Raw genomic sequence first — 15729 nt, forward strand, 5'->3', positions numbered from 1 at the left:
GTGAACCTGACGGACTCCTGGGATCATGCCAGGCGGGCGCTCCGCGGAACAGGGCCGACCGTGCACGGAACGGACCCGCCTGAACGGAACCGGCTGAACGACCCGCCTGAAGGGGCCCGGCTGAACGACCCGCCTGAACGGGCACGCCGGAACGGGCGCGGCGGGAAAGCGGCGGTCTCAGGTGCGGCGGGTCAGCAGCCAGGGCTCGACGACGCCCAGTCCGCGCACCGGGCGCTGCCACATCGGCTGGAGCGCGAAGCGGTACGACGGCGGCGGTTCGCCGGTGCCCTCCTCGGCGGCCTTCTCCGCGGCCGCGGCGTCCGCCTCGGACACCGGGGCGTCACCGATCCGGCCCAGCTCCTCGGCGAACGCCTCGTCCACCAGCACGGTGTCCTTCGGCGCTATCGAGGTGAGCCGGCTGGCCAGATTGACGGTCGTGCCGAAGACGTCGCCCATCCGGGTCGTGACCGTGCCGAAGGCGATGCCGACCCGCAGCTCCGGCATGGTCTCGTCATGGGTCATGGTCTCGATCAGCCGCAGCCCGATCTCGGCGGCCACACCGGCGTCGTCGGCGGAGAACAGCACCTCGTCCCCGAGGGTCTTGATCAGCCGGCCGCCGTGCGCCGCCACCAGGTCGGAGCAGGTGGTCTCGAACGCCTCGACCAGCTCGCCGAGTTCCTCCTCCTCCAGACGCCGGGTCAGCCGGGTGAAGCCCACCAGGTCGGCGAAGCCCACGGCCAGCCGCCGGTCGACCATTTCGGCGTCGTCCTGGGCCCGGACGACCCGGCCGGTCGCGGCGGCGAGCTGGCGCCGCCAGACGTAGACCAGGAACTCCTCCAGCTCGGGGAGGAGCAGCTCGACCAGCGGGTAGGTGATCTCGGTGCGGGTCAGGCCGGAGTCCTGGGGCTCGGTGAGGCCCTCCAGGAAGGAGTCGATCTGCCAGTCGGCCAGCCGGGCGGTGGTCTGGCCCGTGGAACGGGCCACCTGAATGGCCATCGCCTCGCTCAGCAGACCGGCCTCGACCAGACCGGCGAGCCGGCGCAGGGCCAGCACGTCGGCCTCGGTGAGCGCCTTGACCTGGCCGATGTCGGCGAAGCCCATGGCCCGCCAGAAGCGGGAGGCAAGGTCCATCGAGACCCCGGCGCTGCGGGCCGCCTGGAACGGCGTGTACCGGCGGTCGGCGCCGAGGATGAGCTGTTCGAGGCGGACGGCGATGTTGTTCTCGTCGCCGTGCCCGTCGCCGTCGCCGCCGGCCCCCGGGGGGTCGCCGGCCGGGACGTCGCGTACGGCATCGCCCTCGGTGGCCACATCGCGCGGGGTGGCGCCCGAGTCGTCGGCACTCACCGGCCGCTCCCTGTCCGATCCCTGCGCACTGCCCTTCCGATCACTGCTCGCCCGTGGCCCGCTCCCCGGCGGACCGCCTCAACGATACGGCAGGTGTGCTCTGGCTCACTCTCACATGTCGGCCCTGACCACGGAAGAGGTGTGGACACGCCGCCCGGTGGGGCCGGTCGGCCCGCCCGGCGCGGGGGCTCACCGGGGGGCGCATGGCGGGGTCCGGCAGGGGCCTCATCAGGAGCCGTCCGCCGGGCGCAGATGGATGATGTCACCCGCCCCCACGGGCTGCTGCACACCGTCGGCGGTGGCCAGCACCAGCCGCCCGTCACCGTCGATCGCGACCGCCTCGCCGGTGATCTCCTGATCGCCCGGCAGTTCGGCGCGCACCGAACGGCCCAACGTGGCGCAGCCGGCCGCGTAGGTCTCCTGCAGACGGCTGCGGACCGGGTCGCCGTCCGCGTCCTGCCACCGGCCGTACCACTGCTCCAGGGAGCGCAGCACGGCGCGCAGCAGCGGGTCGCGGTCGGTGTTCTGCGCGCCGGCCAGGGCCAGCGAGCCCGCGGTCGGGACCGGGAGTTCCTCGGCGGTCAGGGACACGTTGAGGCCGATGCCGACGACGACGCCGGAGCCGGCCCGTTCGGCGAGGATGCCGCCGGTCTTGCGTTCCTGGCCATCGACCGGGACGAGCAGGTCGTTGGGCCACTTGAGTGCGGTGTCGACGCCGGCCGTGCGGGACAGGGCCGTTGCGGTGGCGACGCCGGCCAGCAACGGCAGCCAGCCCCAGCGCTCCATGGGGACGCGGGGGGTGAGGAAGACGGAGAAGAAGAGGCCGGAGCGCGGGGGCGCCGACCAGGCGCGGTCCAGCCGGCCGCGGCCCGCGGACTGCTCCTCGGCCACCAGAATGGCGCCCTCGGCCTCGCCCTTGGCGGCCCGGGCCGCCAGGTCGGTGTTGGTGGAACCGGTGGCGGGCACGACGTCCAGACCGGTCCACAGGCCGTCGGGCCGGACCAGCGCCCGGCGCAGGGCGGCGGCGTTCAGCGGGGGCCGGCCCAGATCGCTCCAGCGGCCGGCGTCTTTGTCCCGGTTTCCCGGTGGTTGAGGCGTCATGCCACCAGCCTAGGTGTGGTCAACGACGCAGTGCCGCTGAGCAGTCCCGCCGATACGCTACGGATTGGTAGCCACACACGTACCACCCTCAGTACGAGCACCAGTCCAGGACGAGCAGGAGCCGCATCCCGATGTCCGAGCCGGAAGCAAACATCCACACCACCGCGGGCAAATTGGCGGATCTGCAGCGGCGGATCGAAGAGGCCACTCACGCCGGTTCCGCCCGCGCGGTGGAAAAGCAGCACGCCAAGGGCAAGTTGACGGCGCGTGAGCGCATCGATCTGCTGCTGGACGAGGGCTCGTTCGTCGAGCTGGACGAGTTCGCGCGGCACCGTTCGACCAATTTCGGGATGGAGCAGAGCCGCCCGTACGGCGACGGCGTGGTGACCGGCTACGGCACCGTCGACGGCCGCCCGGTGGCCGTCTTCTCGCAGGACTTCACGGTCTTCGGCGGGGCGCTCGGCGGGGTCTTCGGCGAGAAGATCGTCAAGGTGATGGACTTCGCCCTGAAGACCGGCTGCCCGGTCATCGGCATCAACGACTCCGGCGGCGCGCGCATCCAGGAGGGCGTGGTCTCGCTCGGCATGTACGGCGAGATCTTCCGCCGCAACACCCATGCCTCGGGCGTGATCCCGCAGATCAGCCTGATCGTCGGCCCGTGCGCGGGCGGTGCGGTCTACTCCCCCGCGATCACCGACTTCACCGTCATGGTCGACCAGACCTCGCACATGTTCATCACCGGACCGGACGTCATCAAGACGGTCACCGGCGAGGACGTGGGCTTCGAGGAGCTGGGCGGGGCGCGGACGCACAACACCACCTCCGGCGTGGCGCACCACATGGCGGGCGACGAGAAGGACGCCATCGAGTACGTCAAGGGCCTGCTGTCGTACCTGCCGTCCAACAACCTCTCCGACCCGCCGGTCTTCCCGGAGGAGGCGGACCTGGAGACCTCGGACGCCGACCGCGAGCTGGACGCGCTGATCCCGGACTCGGCCAACCAGCCGTACGACATGCTCACGGCCATCGAGCACGTCCTGGACGACGGCGAGTTCCTGGAGACCCAGGCGCTCTTCGCGCCGAACATCGTCACCGGCTTCGGGCGGGTCGAGGGCCACTCCGTCGGTGTGGTCGCCAACCAGCCGATGCAGTACGCGGGCACCCTGGACATCAAGGCCAGTGAGAAGGCCGCGCGGTTCGTGCGGACCTGCGACGCGTACAACATCCCGGTGCTGACCTTCGTCGACGTGCCGGGCTTCCTGCCGGGCACGGACCAGGAGTACGACGGGATCATCCGGCGCGGCGCCAAGCTGATCTACGCCTACGCCGAGGCGACGGTCCCGCTGATCACCGTCATCACCCGCAAGGCGTTCGGCGGCGCGTACGACGTCATGGGCTCCAAGCACCTGGGCGCGGACCTCAACCTGGCCTGGCCGACCGCGCAGATCGCGGTCATGGGCGCCCAGGGCGCGGTCAACATCCTGCACCGCCGCACGCTCGCCGCGATCGAGGACCCCGCGGCGCAGGAGCAGCGGCGCCAGGAGCTCATCCAGGAGTACGAGAACGCCCTGCTCAACCCGTACGTGGCGGCCGAGCGCGGCTACGTCGACGCGGTGATCATGCCGTCCGAGACCCGCCGGCACATCGTCCGGGGGCTGCGCACGCTGCGCAACAAGCGCGAGTCGCTGCCGCCGAAGAAGCACGGCAACATCCCGCTCTGACCGGCCGGTACACGGCGGGGACCGGCAGTACACGGCGAGGACCGGCGAGGACCGGCGAAGGGAGCCGTCTCGATGATCAAGGTCGTACGGGGCAATCCGACCCCCGAGGAGCTGGCCGCCGCACTGGCGGTGGTGCAGGCCCGGGCCGCGGCGGCCGCTGCCGCCGGGCCCGGGGACGGCGAGGGAGGCAGGACCGAATGGGCCGATCCGGCGGCCACGGTCCCGGCGCGGTCACGGCTGCCGCACCCGGGGCCGCGGGCCTGGCGGACGAGCTACTGGCCGCGCTGACCGCTCACCGGCCGGTGCGTGCCGGCCGGCCCCTCCGGCTGATCGATGCATGATGCATTGACTAGTCCTTCGGACCGTGGCGCCTGAGTACGCGTACTCAGGCGCCACGAGCGTCATGGGCACAGGATCGTTACATGCTGTGGTCCGATCCGCCCGATGAGCCGCCCGAGGAGCTGCGCGACGCGCAGGCCAAGCTCCGCCGGCTGGGCATCGTGCTGGCCGTCGCCGCAGTGCTGCTGATGGTCCTGCTCTCGGAGCGCTGACCCGGCCGGACCGCGTCGGACCCGCACCGGACCGGCGGGGGTGGCCGCCCCTGGGGAGGTAACACTCACACCTCCCGACTGTTCCCGACCGCAACCATCCCCCCGCCTTTCGCATCTTTCCCTCCTGACAACGCAATTCGGACGCCCGGCCTCCGGACCGGCCGCCGACGGGGAGTGGGAGAGCGATGAACAGGCCGCTGAGACACATAGCCGTCTTCTGCGGGGTACTGGTACTGGCTCTGCTGGTACGGGCGACCTGGGTGCAGTTCGTCCAGGGCGACGACCTGGCCAACGACCCGTACAACCGCCGCGTGAAGATCGAGGCGTTCTCCTACCCGCGCGGCAACATCATCGTGGGCGGCAAGCCGGTCACCGGTTCCGTGGCGACCTCCGGCGACTTCAAGTACAAGCGGACGTACACCGACGGCCCGATGTACGCCCCGGTCACCGGCTTCGCGTCGCAGGGCATCGGCACCTCGTTCCTGGAGGGCACCTACAACAAGCTGCTCAGCGGCAAGGACGACAAGCTCGCCCTCAAGCGGGCCCAGGCCATCCTGACCGGTGAGAAGCCGCGCGGCGGCGACGTGATCACCACCATCGACCCCAAGGCACAAAAGGCCGCCTACAAGGGGCTGACCGAGCTGAACGCCAAGGGCGCGGTGGTCGCCCTCGACCCGCGCACCGGCCGGGTCCTGGCGCTGGCCTCCACCCCCTCCTACGACCCGTCGGTCTTCGCGGGCATCGAGGACGGCGCGAAGTTCGCCGCGCTCGACAAGGACAAGACCAAGCCGCTCAGCAACCGGGCCCTGCGCGAGACCTACGCCCCCGGCTCCACCTTCAAGATCGTCACCGCCGCCGCGGCCCTGGAACACGGCGTGATCACCGACATCGACACCCCCACCGGCGCCCGCGCCCCGTACCAGCTGCCGCTCAGCACCACCAAGATCGGCAACGACGTGGCCGGTGCGCCCTGCGACAAGGCGTCCCTGAAGACCGGTATGCAGTGGTCCTGCAACAACGTCTTCCTCGACACCGCGCTGAAGGTCGGCAAGGACAAGATGCGCGAGACCGCCGAGAAGTTCGGCTTCAACTCCGACGTCTACGACGAGGAGCTCGGCGACCTGCTGGCCACCAAGAGCCTCTACCCGGACAAGCTCGACAAGCCGCAGACCGCGCTCACCGGCATGGGCCAGGGCAGCCTGACCAGCACCCCGATGCAGATGGCGATGGTCGCCGCGGCGATCGCCAACGACGGCAAGCTGATGACGCCGCACATCGTCGACGAGCTGCGCGGCCCCGACCTGAGCACGATCCAGAAGTTCGAGCCGAAGACGATGTCCCAGGCCGTCTCCGCCGACACCGCGAAGAAGGTGCAGGAGATGATGGAGTACACCGTCTCGGAGGGCACCGCCTCGAAGGCCAAGATCGACGGCGTGACGGTCGGCGGCAAGACCGGCACCGCCCAGCACGGCGCCAACGTCAACGACGAGCGGCCCTACGCCTGGTTCGTCTCCTACGCCAAGCAGAGCGACGGCTCCTCCCCGGTCGCGGTCGCCGTCTTCGTCGACCCCAAGGACATGGACATCCCGCGCTCCGAGATCGCCGGCGGCAAGCTCGGCGGCCCGATCGCCAAGCAGGTCATGCAGGCCGTCCTCGGCAAGTAGTCCGCCCGCCCCCGGCCCGGCCCGGCTCCGTACGATGGCGGGCATGACCGAACAGCCGCGCCCCCGCCGTCTCGTCCTCGCCTCCCAGTCCCCCGCCCGGCTGGGCCTGCTGCGCCAGGCCGGGCTGGCGCCGGAGGTCATCGTCAGCGGCGTCGACGAGGACGCGGTCACCGCCGACAGCCCCGCCGAGCTGGCCCGGGTCCTGGCCGAGGCCAAGGCCGCCGCGGTCGCCGACCGCCCGGAGGCGGCCGGTGCGCTGGTCGTGGGCTGCGACTCGGTCCTGGAGCTGGACGGCCGGGCGCTGGGCAAGCCGGCCGACGCCGAGGACGCCACCGCCCGCTGGAAGTCGATGCGCGGCCGGTCCGGCGTGCTGCAGACCGGCCACTGCGTGATCGACACCGCGGCGGGCGGCCGCCGGGTCTCCGCCACGGCCTCGACCACGGTCCGTTTCGGCGAGCCGACCGACGCCGAGATCGCCGCCTACGTGGCGAGCGGCGAACCGCTCTTCGTCGCCGGCGCCTTCACGCTCGACGGCCGCTCCGCGCCCTTCATCGACGGCATCGACGGCGACCCCGGCAACGTCATCGGCCTGTCCCTGCCGCTGCTGCGCCGTCTGCTGGCCGAACTGGACGTCCGCATCACCGACTTGTGGACCTGAGCCGCCGGGCACGGCGGCTCGTAACGGGGAACGCATCACACGGGGGGAACATGAACGACCACGCGCCGGCGCATGCCGCGACGGCCCACACCGCGCTCAACCACAACGTGAGCCTGCTCATCGGGCTGCTCGTCGTCGCCCTGATCATCCGCCGCCAGCTGCGGACCCGTCCGGTGCGGCCCCGGGCGTCGCTGATCGGCCCGGCCGTGCTCGGCGTGCTGGGCGTGGCCTCGCTGGCCTTCGGCGTGGCCTCGGTCGTCAAGGAGCACCCGCTGACGCCGCCCGTCATCGCCCTGGTCGTCGCCACCCTGGTCATCGGGGTGCCGCTCGGCCTGGTCCGGGCGACGACGGTACGCGTCTGGCACGACCCGGACCGCGGCGTCCTGCGCCAGGGCACGCTGATCACCACCGCCCTGTGGCTGGTGTCCGCCGCCGTGCACGCCGGCATGGCGGAGTGGATCGACCACACCGCGGCGGCCGGCCTGCTGGGCTTCTCGACGCTCTACCTGTACCTCTGCGTGACGTACGGCGTGCAGGGCCATATGGTGCGCCGGCGGGCGGCCGAACTGCCGGGGTGACGCGGCCGTCGCGAGGGGCGTCCCCGGGCGCTGATATCCGGGCGCCCGGCGGCCGTCCGGCCTCTACTCTGCCCCCATGGCAACTGTCGTCGAACTGATCAGCTACCCCGTCAAGGGCTGCGCCGGTGTGCCGGCGGACGCGGCGGAGCTCACCGAGGCCGGGCTCGCCCATGACCGCACCTTCCTGGTCGTCGGTGCGGACGGCGTCTTCCGCAGCCAGCGCACCGACCCGGGCCTGGCGGTGATCCGCCCGGAGGTCAGCGCCGACGGCACCCACCTCACCCTCTCCGCCCCGGGCGCCGAGCCGCTGCACCTCCGCATCGAGGACGGCACCGCCTCGCCCGCCAGGGCGGACGTGACCATGTTCGGCGCGCCCTACCGGGCCGTCGACCAGGGCGAGGCGGCCGCCGGGTGGCTGTCCGAGGTCCTCGGCGCGCCCAGCCGGCTGGTCCGCGTACCGCCGGAACACGACCGGGTCACCGACGGCCTGACCCCCGGCACCTCCGGCTTCGCCGATTCCAGCGCCGTGCACGTCCTCTCCCGCGCCTCCCTCGACGACCTCAACTCCCGTATCGCCGCGGCCGGCCGCGCACCGGTCCCGATGACGCGCTTCCGCCCCAACATCGTGGTGGCCGGCTGGGACGCCCCGCAGACCGAGGACCGCGCCCGGCGGGTCACCGTCGGCGGCGGCGAGCTGGGCTTCACCAAGCTCGCCATCCGCTGCGCGGTCACCCTCGTCGACCCGGCGACCGGCGCCAAGGCGGGCCCCGAGCCCCTGCGCACCCTCGCCGGCTACCGCCGGGTGCCCGAGGGGGGCGTCGCCTTCGGCGCGAAGTTCTCCGTGACGGCCACCGGAAAGCTGGCGGTCGGCGACGCATTCCACGTCACGTCCTGGGGAACCGATTGACCCGATAAGCCCGGTCGGTCCGAACGGGCTCAGGTCCGTCCACCCAAGGAGTGCACAGATGCCCCGGATCCTGCTCATCGCCGGCGACGCCACCGAAGACCTGGAGTTCTTCTACCCGTACCAGCGGCTGCTGGAGGAGGGCTACGAGGTCCACGTCGCGGCCCCCGCCCGCAAGAAGCTGCGGTTCGTCGTGCACGACTTCGTCGAGGGCTACGACACCTACGTCGAACGCGAGGGCCACTCCTGGCCGTCCGACGTGGCCCTGTCCGAGGTCGACCCGGCCGAGTACGCCGCGCTGGTCCTCCCCGGCGGCCGGGCCCCCGAATACCTCCGCAACGACACCGACTACCGCCGTGTCGTCACCCACTTCTTCGACGCCGACAAGCCCGTCGCCCACATCTGCCACGCGGCCATCACCCTGGCCCCCCTCGGCGTCCTCAAGAACCGCCGCACCGCCGCCTACCCCGCCTGCGCCCCCGACGTCGACCTCGGCGGCGGCACCTTCGTCGACGCCTCCGCAGTCGTCGACGGCAAGATCGTCTCCGCCCGCGCCTGGAACGACCACCCGGAATGGATGCGCGCCTTCATGGAGGTACTGCGGGAGCATGCGCCGGTGAAGGGGTGACCGGTGACACAGGTCAGGGCCCGGGATTCCTCCCGGGCCCTGACCGTACCTGCGCCGGCACCGTCGGCCGCGCCACTCCACCCGCGACGTGCGACGCGGGTGACGCCACGTCAGGCGTCGCGAACGTCAGAGCGCGCCCGGCGCCGCCGGTCGGGGTCCGTTCGGGGGACCGCCGGCGGACGGACCGCCGGCGGAGGGGTCACCGGCCGGGTCGCCGTTCGCGGGGGCGTGCCCCTCCCCGTACGCCACCAGTGTCAGGACCAGGAGCGCCAGCACCACCATCAGCGCGAGGAACGCGGGCCAGCCGGCCAGGCCGACGGCGAGGGCGCCGACGATGCCGTGCACCACCGCGGCACTGATGAGGACGATCCGGGCGAAGCCGCCGGGAGCCCGGTCGCGGACGGCCGTGCGGACCAGGATGCCCGCGCAGAACAGGAGATAGAGGCCGAAGAGGGCACCGGCTATCCAGGAGCCGGCGGACATCGCCCGTGGGTCGAGGCCCGCCAGCGACATCTGCTGCTTGTCCACGACGATGCTCAGGATCCAGTTGAGCAGCACGATGCCGCACGCCTCCAGGACCAGTACCACCGCCGCGACCAGGGCCACCGGTCGTCGCGCCACCACATCCACCCACTTCCGCCAAGTGCCGGGCCCGATGCCGGGTACCGCGCGCACAGCCGCCGCCCGGAGTCCAAGAAGGGCATCGCGCACGCTACTAATGGGTAATAGCCGGGGCAAGGGTTCTGCACGAGTGGGTGCGGGACGCCGCGCGGATCACGGCCCCCGGCCGCTCCCGGCGCGCCCGGCGGACGGAGCGGCCCGCAAAGTTTCCTTCGCCCATTCGTAGGGACTCCACAAAGAATTGACGATCCGCTGGCTGCGGAACGTTCGAGATCTAGGCCACACCGCGTCCCGCGCCGGAGCCCGGGAATCCGGGCCTACCCTGGGATACCAGGGGACTTAGGTCCCTCACTGGCGCCCCGAGCACACTCCGTGTGGGAAAGCTCACCCCAGGGAACGGGTCGGCACGCGGTGTCGCCAGTCCCTAAAATCGCCGCATCCCTTTGTTGCGGCGAAGCGCCAAGGAAGGACCCATCGTGCGCAAGGTGCTCATCGCCAACCGTGGCGAAATCGCTGTTCGCGTTGCCCGTGCATGCCGGGACGCGGGGATCGGCAGCGTCGCTGTCTATGCCGACCCCGACCGGGACGCACTGCACGTCCGCGCGGCAGACGAGGCATACGCCCTGGGCGGTGACACTCCTGCCACCAGCTACCTGGACATCGCCAAGGTCCTGGCTGCGGCCGCCGATTCGGGCGCGGACGCCATCCACCCGGGCTACGGCTTCCTCTCCGAGAACGCCGAGTTCGCGCAGGCGGTGCTCGACGCGGGGCTGACCTGGATCGGCCCGCCCCCGCACGCCATCCGCGACCTCGGCGACAAGGTCGCGGCCCGGCACATCGCCCAGCGCGCCGGCGCCCCGCTGGTCGCCGGCACCCCCGACCCGGTCTCCGGCGCGGAGGAGGTCGTCGCCTTCGCCAAGGAGAACGGCCTGCCGATCGCGATCAAGGCGGCCTTCGGCGGCGGCGGCCGCGGCCTGAAGGTCGCCCGCACCCTCGACGAGGTCCCGGAGCTGTACGACTCCGCGGTGCGCGAGGCGGTCGCCGCCTTCGGCCGTGGCGAGTGCTTCGTCGAGCGCTACCTGGACCGTCCGCGGCACGTCGAGACCCAGTGCCTGGCCGACAAGCACGGCAACGTGGTCGTGGTCTCGACCCGTGACTGCTCGCTCCAGCGCCGCCACCAGAAGCTGGTCGAGGAGGCCCCCGCGCCGTTCCTGACGGCCGAACAGAACGCCGAGCTGTACCGCGCGTCCAAGGCCATCCTCAAGGAGGCCGGCTACGAGGGCGCGGGCACCTGCGAATTCCTCGTCGGCCAGGACGGCACCATCTCCTTCCTGGAGGTCAACACCCGCCTCCAGGTCGAGCACCCGGTCACCGAAGAGGTCACCGGCATCGACCTGGTCCGCGAGATGTTCCGGATCGCCGACGGCGAGGAGCTCGGCTACGACGACCCGGCGCTGCGCGGCCACTCCTTCGAGTTCCGCATCAACGGCGAGGACCCGGGCCGCAACTTCCTCCCCGCGCCCGGCACGGTCACCCGGTTCGACGCGCCGACCGGCCCCGGTGTCCGGCTGGACGCCGGTGTCGAGGCCGGCTCGGTCATCGGCCCGGCCTGGGACTCCCTGCTGGCCAAGCTGGTCGTCACCGGCGCCACCCGCGAGCAGGCCCTGCAGCGGGCCGCCCGGGCGCTGGCGGAGTTCACCGTCGAGGGCATGGCCACCGCCATCCCGTTCCACCGCGCGGTCGTCCAGGACCCCGCCTTCGCGCCCGAACTCACCGGCTCCGCCGACCCGTTCACGGTCCACACCCGCTGGATCGAGACCGAGTTCGTCAACGAGATCCCGCCGTTCGCCGCACCCGGCGGCGAGGAGTCCGAGGCCGACGCCCGCGAGACGGTCGTCGTCGAGGTCGGCGGCAAGCGCCTGGAGGTCTCGCTGCCGTCCTCGCTGGGGATGCCGCTGGCCCGGGCCGCGGTCGCCGGCGGCGCCAAGCCCAAGCGCAAGGCCGCCAAGAAGGCCGGCAGCGCCGCCTCCGGCGACGCCCTCGCCTCCCCGATGCAGGGCACCATCGTCAAGGTCGCCGTCGAGGAGGGCCAGCAGGTCACCGAGGGCGAACTGGTCGTCGTCCTGGAGGCCATGAAGATGGAGCAGCCCATCAACGCCCACCGCACCGGCACGGTCAAGGGCCTGACCGCCGAGGTCGGCGCCGCGCTCACGTCCGGCGCGGTGATCTGCGAGATCAAGGACTGATCCACGGCAGCGCCACGCACGAGGCGTGACGGGGCTCCCGGCAGCGATGCCGGGAGCCCCGCGCGCTTTTCCGCCGCCGCTACGAGTTGCCTGCTACGAGTTCCCCACCACGTCCTCCGGGAACGTCAGCTGCTCGTTCATCCAGGTGAGCGCGGCGGGCAGTTCGCGCCGCCAGGTGGCGAAGTTGTGGCTGCCGTGGTCGAGGACGACCGAGTCCGCCTTCATCGGGGGGCGCACCGCGGCCAGGAAGGCCCGCGCGGCCGGGTAGTTCTTCTCGCCGGTACGGCTGGTGCCGATCAGCACGTTCACCTGCGGTGCGGGCAGGTGCCGCAGCCGCCACATCAGATCGTGCTCCAGGCGCCGCCGGGCCCGGTCCCGGCCGTCACCGAAGAGGTTGCCGGTGGTCGGGTCGTTGCTGACCTTGTAGTCGGGCGAGAGGGCGGCCGCCGAGGTGTACGTACGGTCGTGCCGCAGGGCCAACTGGAGGGCGCAGCTGCCGCCCGAGGAGTAGCCCAGGACGCCCCAGCCGCCCGGGTCGTGACCGACGCGGTAGTGCGACCTCAGCGCCTCCGGCACGTCCCGCGCGAAGAACGTCTCGGCCTGCGGGCCACCGGGCACGTCGACGCACTGGGTGTCGCGCGGCGGCGCGATCGTGGGCCGCAGCATCACGATGACCGTCGGCTGCATCCGGCCGGACCGGATCATCGCGGCGGCGGTCTGCGGCAGCCGCAGGTGCTGCCCCAGCAGGAACGTACCGCCCGGGTAGCCGCTCAGCGCGACGATGACGGGGAAGCGCTGGCGGGCGTACTGCGGCTGGAAGTACTGCGGCGGCAGATAGACGTACGCCGGGTCCACCGCCCGGGTCCGCCGCCCGACGATCCGCACCGACTCGACCCGGCCCACCAGCTCCGGCCGGCCCTTCGGCAGGCCGTGCACCTTGTCCAGGCCGTCCGGGCCGGACGTCTGCACCAGCCCCTTCGACGGGTCGCCGGCCGGGCCCGCCGCACCGCCGTCGCCCCACTTCCCGAGCGCGGCCGGCGCATCGTCGTACAGGCCGAGCAGCTCGTGCCACGACGCGTAGAACTGGAAGTTGGCGTTCACCGCCAGGCCGAGTGCCGAGACGACGGCCAGCTGGGTCGCCACGATCGAACCGAGCCGCCCCAGCAGCGCCCGCGGGCCGCGCCCGGCGAACCGCGGCCACAGCCAGAGCGTGAGCGCCACACAGACCACGGCGACCGCGGCCATGGCGTACAACAGCGACCGGCTGGTCAGTCCCATGACGTATTTCCCCAGACGTCCCGCGCCGTGCGCCGCTCCCCCGGCGGCCCGCCACGGCGTATTCCGCGGCCCTCCGGAAGAGCCCGGAAGACCTCATTGCGCCAGGTTTGATGTCCCTTGACGCCCCGGCGTTGCGGGCCCCCGCAGGAGTTCGGCCGCGCGACCGCTGCGGTACGCCGGGACTTCACACGGAGGCCGCCGGGTGGCTACGGGAGGCGGGCGCGCGGGGGCGGAGGGAGGGCCGGCGCGGGACCGCGCGACAGCAAACCGGAGGAGTCCTCCGAACCGGCCGGGAGGGGCCCTCCGCACCGGCCCGGAAATCCGTGCCCACCGCACCGGATCACCCCGCAATCCGGCAATGGCATCCTGGAGCCACCGGGCCGCAACCGGCCGGGTCGAGGGAGGACGGCGATGGCGACCGAGACGGCAGGGCAGCGGCAGGTGGGCGGCCCGCCGGCGACCGCGGCGGTGCGGTCACCGGACGTGCGACCGATGCGGGCCGACGCACGCCGCAACTACGAACGGCTGCTGACCGAGGCCCGTACGGCCTTCACCGAGCACGGCACGGACACCTCGCTGGAGGACATCGCGCGCCGCGCCGGCGTCGGCATCGGCACCCTCTACCGGCACTTCCCCAACCGCACCGCCCTCATGGGCGCGGTCTTCCAGAGCGAGGTCGACGCCCTGCTCGCCTACGCCAGGGAGCTCGCCGACGCCCCGCAGCCGTGCGCCGCGCTGGTCGACTGGCTGCGCGCGATCATCACCCACGCCAGCACCTACCGCGGACTGTCCCGCGCCCTGATGACGGCGTCGGCGGACGAGAGCTCGGGGATGGCGCGGTGCAGCGTGCCGATGCGGGAGGCCGGCGGCGCGCTGCTGGCCCGTGCCCAGCAGGCCGGAGCGGTACGGCCCGACGTGAACATCAGCGATCTGATGCAGCTGACCAACGGCATCGCACTGGCCGTCGAGGAGTCCCCGGACGACCCGCAACTCGCCGACCGGCTGCTGACCCTGACCCTGACCGGGTTGAAGCCCTGACCGGTTGAAGCCCTGACCGGGTTGACGCTCTGACCCGGCAGGCACGCCGGCCGGGCCGGAACTCCGGTGCCTGCGGCCCTCAGCGCCGTCGCGGAGCGAGGTCCGCGACCCGGCCGCCCGGCGCCTCGGACAGCGACGGGGCCGACCGCAGCTGCGGCCCGCCGCCCCCGCCCGGCCCGTGGCTGCGCCGCTGGCCCGGCAGCGGGACGTCCCGCCGGTGGCCCCGGCGGTCACCCGCCCCGCCGTCCAGGCCCGGCTGACCGGTACCGTGCCCGGCACCCGTACCGCCGGCGACGGCGATCTGGACGCCCTGGTCGGCCAGCGCCTGGAGCTCCGTCGCGGCACGGTCGTCGTGGGCCGGCGGCTCGTCCGTCACCAGGCGGGTGATCACATCCGTCGGCACGGTCTGGAACATCGTGTCGGAACCGAGCTTGGTGTGGTCGGCGAGCACCACCACCTCCCCCGCCGCCTGCACCAGCGCCCGGTCGACGCTCGCGGAGAGCATGTTGGACGTGGACAGCCCGCGCTCGGCGGTCAGCCCGCTGCCCGACAGGAAGGCGCGGGACACCCGCAGGCCCTGGAGGGACTGCTCGGCACCGCTGCCGACCAGCGCGTAGTTGGAGCCGCGCAGGGTGCCCCCGGTCATCACCACCTCGACGCGATTGGCGTGCGCCAACGCCTGGGCGACCAGCAGGGAGTTGGTGACGACGGTCAGCCCGGGTACCCGGGCGAGCCGGCGGGCCAGTTCCTGAGTGGTCGTTCCGGCGCCGACGACGATGGCCTCGCCCTCGTCGACGAAACCGGCCGCGAGATCGGCGATGGCCGTTTTCTCCGCGGTCGCTAGATGGGATTTCTGCGGGAATCCGGATTCGCGGGTAAAGCCTCCCGGGAGGACCGCGCCGCCGTGCCGGCGGTCGAGCAGTCCCTCTGCCTCCAGCGCCCGCACGTCCCGCCGTACGGTCACTTCGGAGGTCTGGACGACGCGGGCGAGCTCCCGGAGCGAAACGGCTCCGTTGGCGCGCACCATTTCAAGGATCAATTGGCGACGTTCTGCAGCGAACACGAAACTGACAGTAACGCCAACGACCGTCTGTTTTCAGCAGGTTGCACCAATTAACGGAAGTTGTTCACACCGCACAGCGTGACGTGGTATGCGCGGTGCATATGTCGCGCGTGCGTCGAACTCCCTTGCCCCGCCGAGCGCTTGCTGCCTGGTCAACCGGCCTGGCGACCGGAGGCGACGGAGCCGGACGACGACCCCGCAGCCACGGTCGGACGAGCGGGCTGCAGGGACGTTTCATCCCAAGTGCTCACCGGCAGCACAAAGTTTTCAATCGCCGCCGGCCGGCCGCATATCGGCCCTTTATCGGTTGTTCACCGCGCGGCCCGGCCGGACT

General features: G+C 72.2%; 15 protein-coding genes. 10 read left to right on the forward strand and 5 right to left on the reverse strand.

Features of this window, described 5'->3' with window-relative positions:
- Positions 1-177: 177 nt before the first annotated feature.
- Entirely contained in the window at positions 178-1344 is a 1167-nt protein-coding gene (locus AB0E02_RS17875) for an adenylate/guanylate cyclase domain-containing protein (protein WP_030413126.1), read from the reverse strand.
- A 228-nt stretch (positions 1345-1572) separates the two neighbouring features.
- A complete protein-coding gene (locus AB0E02_RS17880) occupies positions 1573-2445 on the reverse strand; it encodes a biotin--[acetyl-CoA-carboxylase] ligase (protein WP_362140287.1) in 873 nt (290 codons plus the stop codon).
- A 131-nt stretch (positions 2446-2576) separates the two neighbouring features.
- On the opposite strand from AB0E02_RS17880, the gene AB0E02_RS17885 reads away from it, so the two are divergent.
- The 8 genes from AB0E02_RS17885 to AB0E02_RS17920 all read left to right on the forward strand — a co-directional run bounded on the left by AB0E02_RS17885 (position 2577) and on the right by AB0E02_RS17920 (position 9149).
- Positions 2577-4166: an acyl-CoA carboxylase subunit beta gene (locus AB0E02_RS17885; protein WP_362140290.1), complete on the forward strand. Its 1590-nt coding sequence runs from the start codon at positions 2577-2579 to the stop codon at positions 4164-4166.
- Positions 4167-4238: 72 nt separating this feature from the next.
- Positions 4239-4454 carry an acyl-CoA carboxylase epsilon subunit gene (locus tag AB0E02_RS17890; protein ID WP_030801005.1) on the forward strand — a complete coding sequence of 72 codons (216 nt, stop codon included), beginning with the start codon at positions 4239-4241 and terminating at the stop codon, positions 4452-4454.
- Positions 4455-4588: 134 nt separating this feature from the next.
- A complete protein-coding gene (locus AB0E02_RS17895; protein WP_267881485.1) occupies positions 4589-4717 on the forward strand; it encodes a hypothetical protein in 129 nt (42 codons plus the stop codon).
- A gap of 185 nt (positions 4718-4902) precedes the next feature.
- Positions 4903-6381, forward strand: coding sequence for a penicillin-binding protein 2 (locus AB0E02_RS17900; RefSeq protein ID WP_362140295.1), 1479 nt, complete (start codon positions 4903-4905; stop codon positions 6379-6381).
- A 43-nt stretch (positions 6382-6424) separates the two neighbouring features.
- A complete protein-coding gene (locus AB0E02_RS17905; RefSeq protein WP_362140296.1) occupies positions 6425-7039 on the forward strand; it encodes a nucleoside triphosphate pyrophosphatase in 615 nt (204 codons plus the stop codon).
- 50 nt (positions 7040-7089) lie between these two features.
- The gene (locus AB0E02_RS17910) at positions 7090-7617 is read left to right on the forward strand and encodes a hypothetical protein (protein ID WP_362140299.1); all 528 of its coding nucleotides are present in this window, start codon (positions 7090-7092) and stop codon (positions 7615-7617) included.
- Between the two features lie 76 nt (positions 7618-7693).
- Entirely contained in the window at positions 7694-8524 is an 831-nt protein-coding gene (locus tag AB0E02_RS17915) for an MOSC N-terminal beta barrel domain-containing protein (RefSeq protein WP_362140302.1), read from the forward strand.
- Between the two features lie 58 nt (positions 8525-8582).
- Positions 8583-9149, forward strand: coding sequence for a DJ-1/PfpI family protein (locus AB0E02_RS17920; protein WP_362140305.1), 567 nt, complete (start codon positions 8583-8585; stop codon positions 9147-9149).
- 126 nt (positions 9150-9275) lie between these two features.
- Here the strand turns inward: AB0E02_RS17920 and AB0E02_RS17925 are convergent, their stop codons facing one another.
- Positions 9276-9770 (reverse strand): hypothetical protein, encoded by a 495-nt coding sequence (locus tag AB0E02_RS17925; protein ID WP_362140308.1) that lies wholly within the window; start codon positions 9768-9770, stop codon positions 9276-9278.
- Positions 9771-10246: 476 nt separating this feature from the next.
- Here AB0E02_RS17925 and AB0E02_RS17930 point away from each other — a divergent pair, with 476 nt between their 5' ends.
- Entirely contained in the window at positions 10247-12016 is a 1770-nt protein-coding gene (locus tag AB0E02_RS17930; RefSeq protein ID WP_362140311.1) for a biotin carboxylase N-terminal domain-containing protein, read from the forward strand.
- Positions 12017-12109: 93 nt separating this feature from the next.
- Here the strand turns inward: AB0E02_RS17930 and AB0E02_RS17935 are convergent, their stop codons facing one another.
- Positions 12110-13294 (reverse strand): alpha/beta hydrolase-fold protein, encoded by a 1185-nt coding sequence (locus tag AB0E02_RS17935; RefSeq protein ID WP_362140313.1) that lies wholly within the window; start codon positions 13292-13294, stop codon positions 12110-12112.
- 492 nt (positions 13295-13786) lie between these two features.
- On the opposite strand from AB0E02_RS17935, the gene AB0E02_RS17940 reads away from it, so the two are divergent.
- A complete protein-coding gene (locus AB0E02_RS17940; protein ID WP_362140370.1) occupies positions 13787-14332 on the forward strand; it encodes a helix-turn-helix domain-containing protein in 546 nt (181 codons plus the stop codon).
- A 79-nt stretch (positions 14333-14411) separates the two neighbouring features.
- Here the strand turns inward: AB0E02_RS17940 and AB0E02_RS17945 are convergent, their stop codons facing one another.
- Positions 14412-15395: a DeoR/GlpR family DNA-binding transcription regulator gene (locus AB0E02_RS17945; protein ID WP_078866085.1), complete on the reverse strand. Its 984-nt coding sequence runs from the start codon at positions 15393-15395 to the stop codon at positions 14412-14414.
- Positions 15396-15729 lie beyond the last annotated feature (334 nt).

Origin of the sequence: Streptomyces sp. NPDC048196, assembly GCF_040652715.1 — a bacterium.
Lineage (GTDB): Bacteria > Actinomycetota > Actinomycetes > Streptomycetales > Streptomycetaceae > Streptomyces > Streptomyces siderophoricus.

Coding starts and splice junctions, on each gene's coding strand:
- AB0E02_RS17880 (WP_362140287.1), bottom strand. CDS start 2,445: ATGACGCCTCAACCACCGGGAAACCGGGACAAAGACGCCGGCCGCTGG.
- AB0E02_RS17885 (WP_362140290.1), top strand. CDS start 2,577: ATGTCCGAGCCGGAAGCAAACATCCACACCACCGCGGGCAAATTGGCG.
- AB0E02_RS17890 (WP_030801005.1), top strand. CDS start 4,239: ATGATCAAGGTCGTACGGGGCAATCCGACCCCCGAGGAGCTGGCCGCC.
- AB0E02_RS17895 (WP_267881485.1), top strand. CDS start 4,589: ATGCTGTGGTCCGATCCGCCCGATGAGCCGCCCGAGGAGCTGCGCGAC.
- AB0E02_RS17900 (WP_362140295.1), top strand. CDS start 4,903: ATGAACAGGCCGCTGAGACACATAGCCGTCTTCTGCGGGGTACTGGTA.
- AB0E02_RS17905 (WP_362140296.1), top strand. CDS start 6,425: ATGACCGAACAGCCGCGCCCCCGCCGTCTCGTCCTCGCCTCCCAGTCC.
- AB0E02_RS17910 (WP_362140299.1), top strand. CDS start 7,090: ATGAACGACCACGCGCCGGCGCATGCCGCGACGGCCCACACCGCGCTC.
- AB0E02_RS17915 (WP_362140302.1), top strand. CDS start 7,694: ATGGCAACTGTCGTCGAACTGATCAGCTACCCCGTCAAGGGCTGCGCC.
- AB0E02_RS17920 (WP_362140305.1), top strand. CDS start 8,583: ATGCCCCGGATCCTGCTCATCGCCGGCGACGCCACCGAAGACCTGGAG.
- AB0E02_RS17935 (WP_362140313.1), bottom strand. CDS start 13,294: ATGGGACTGACCAGCCGGTCGCTGTTGTACGCCATGGCCGCGGTCGCC.
- AB0E02_RS17940 (WP_362140370.1), top strand. CDS start 13,787: ATGCGGGCCGACGCACGCCGCAACTACGAACGGCTGCTGACCGAGGCC.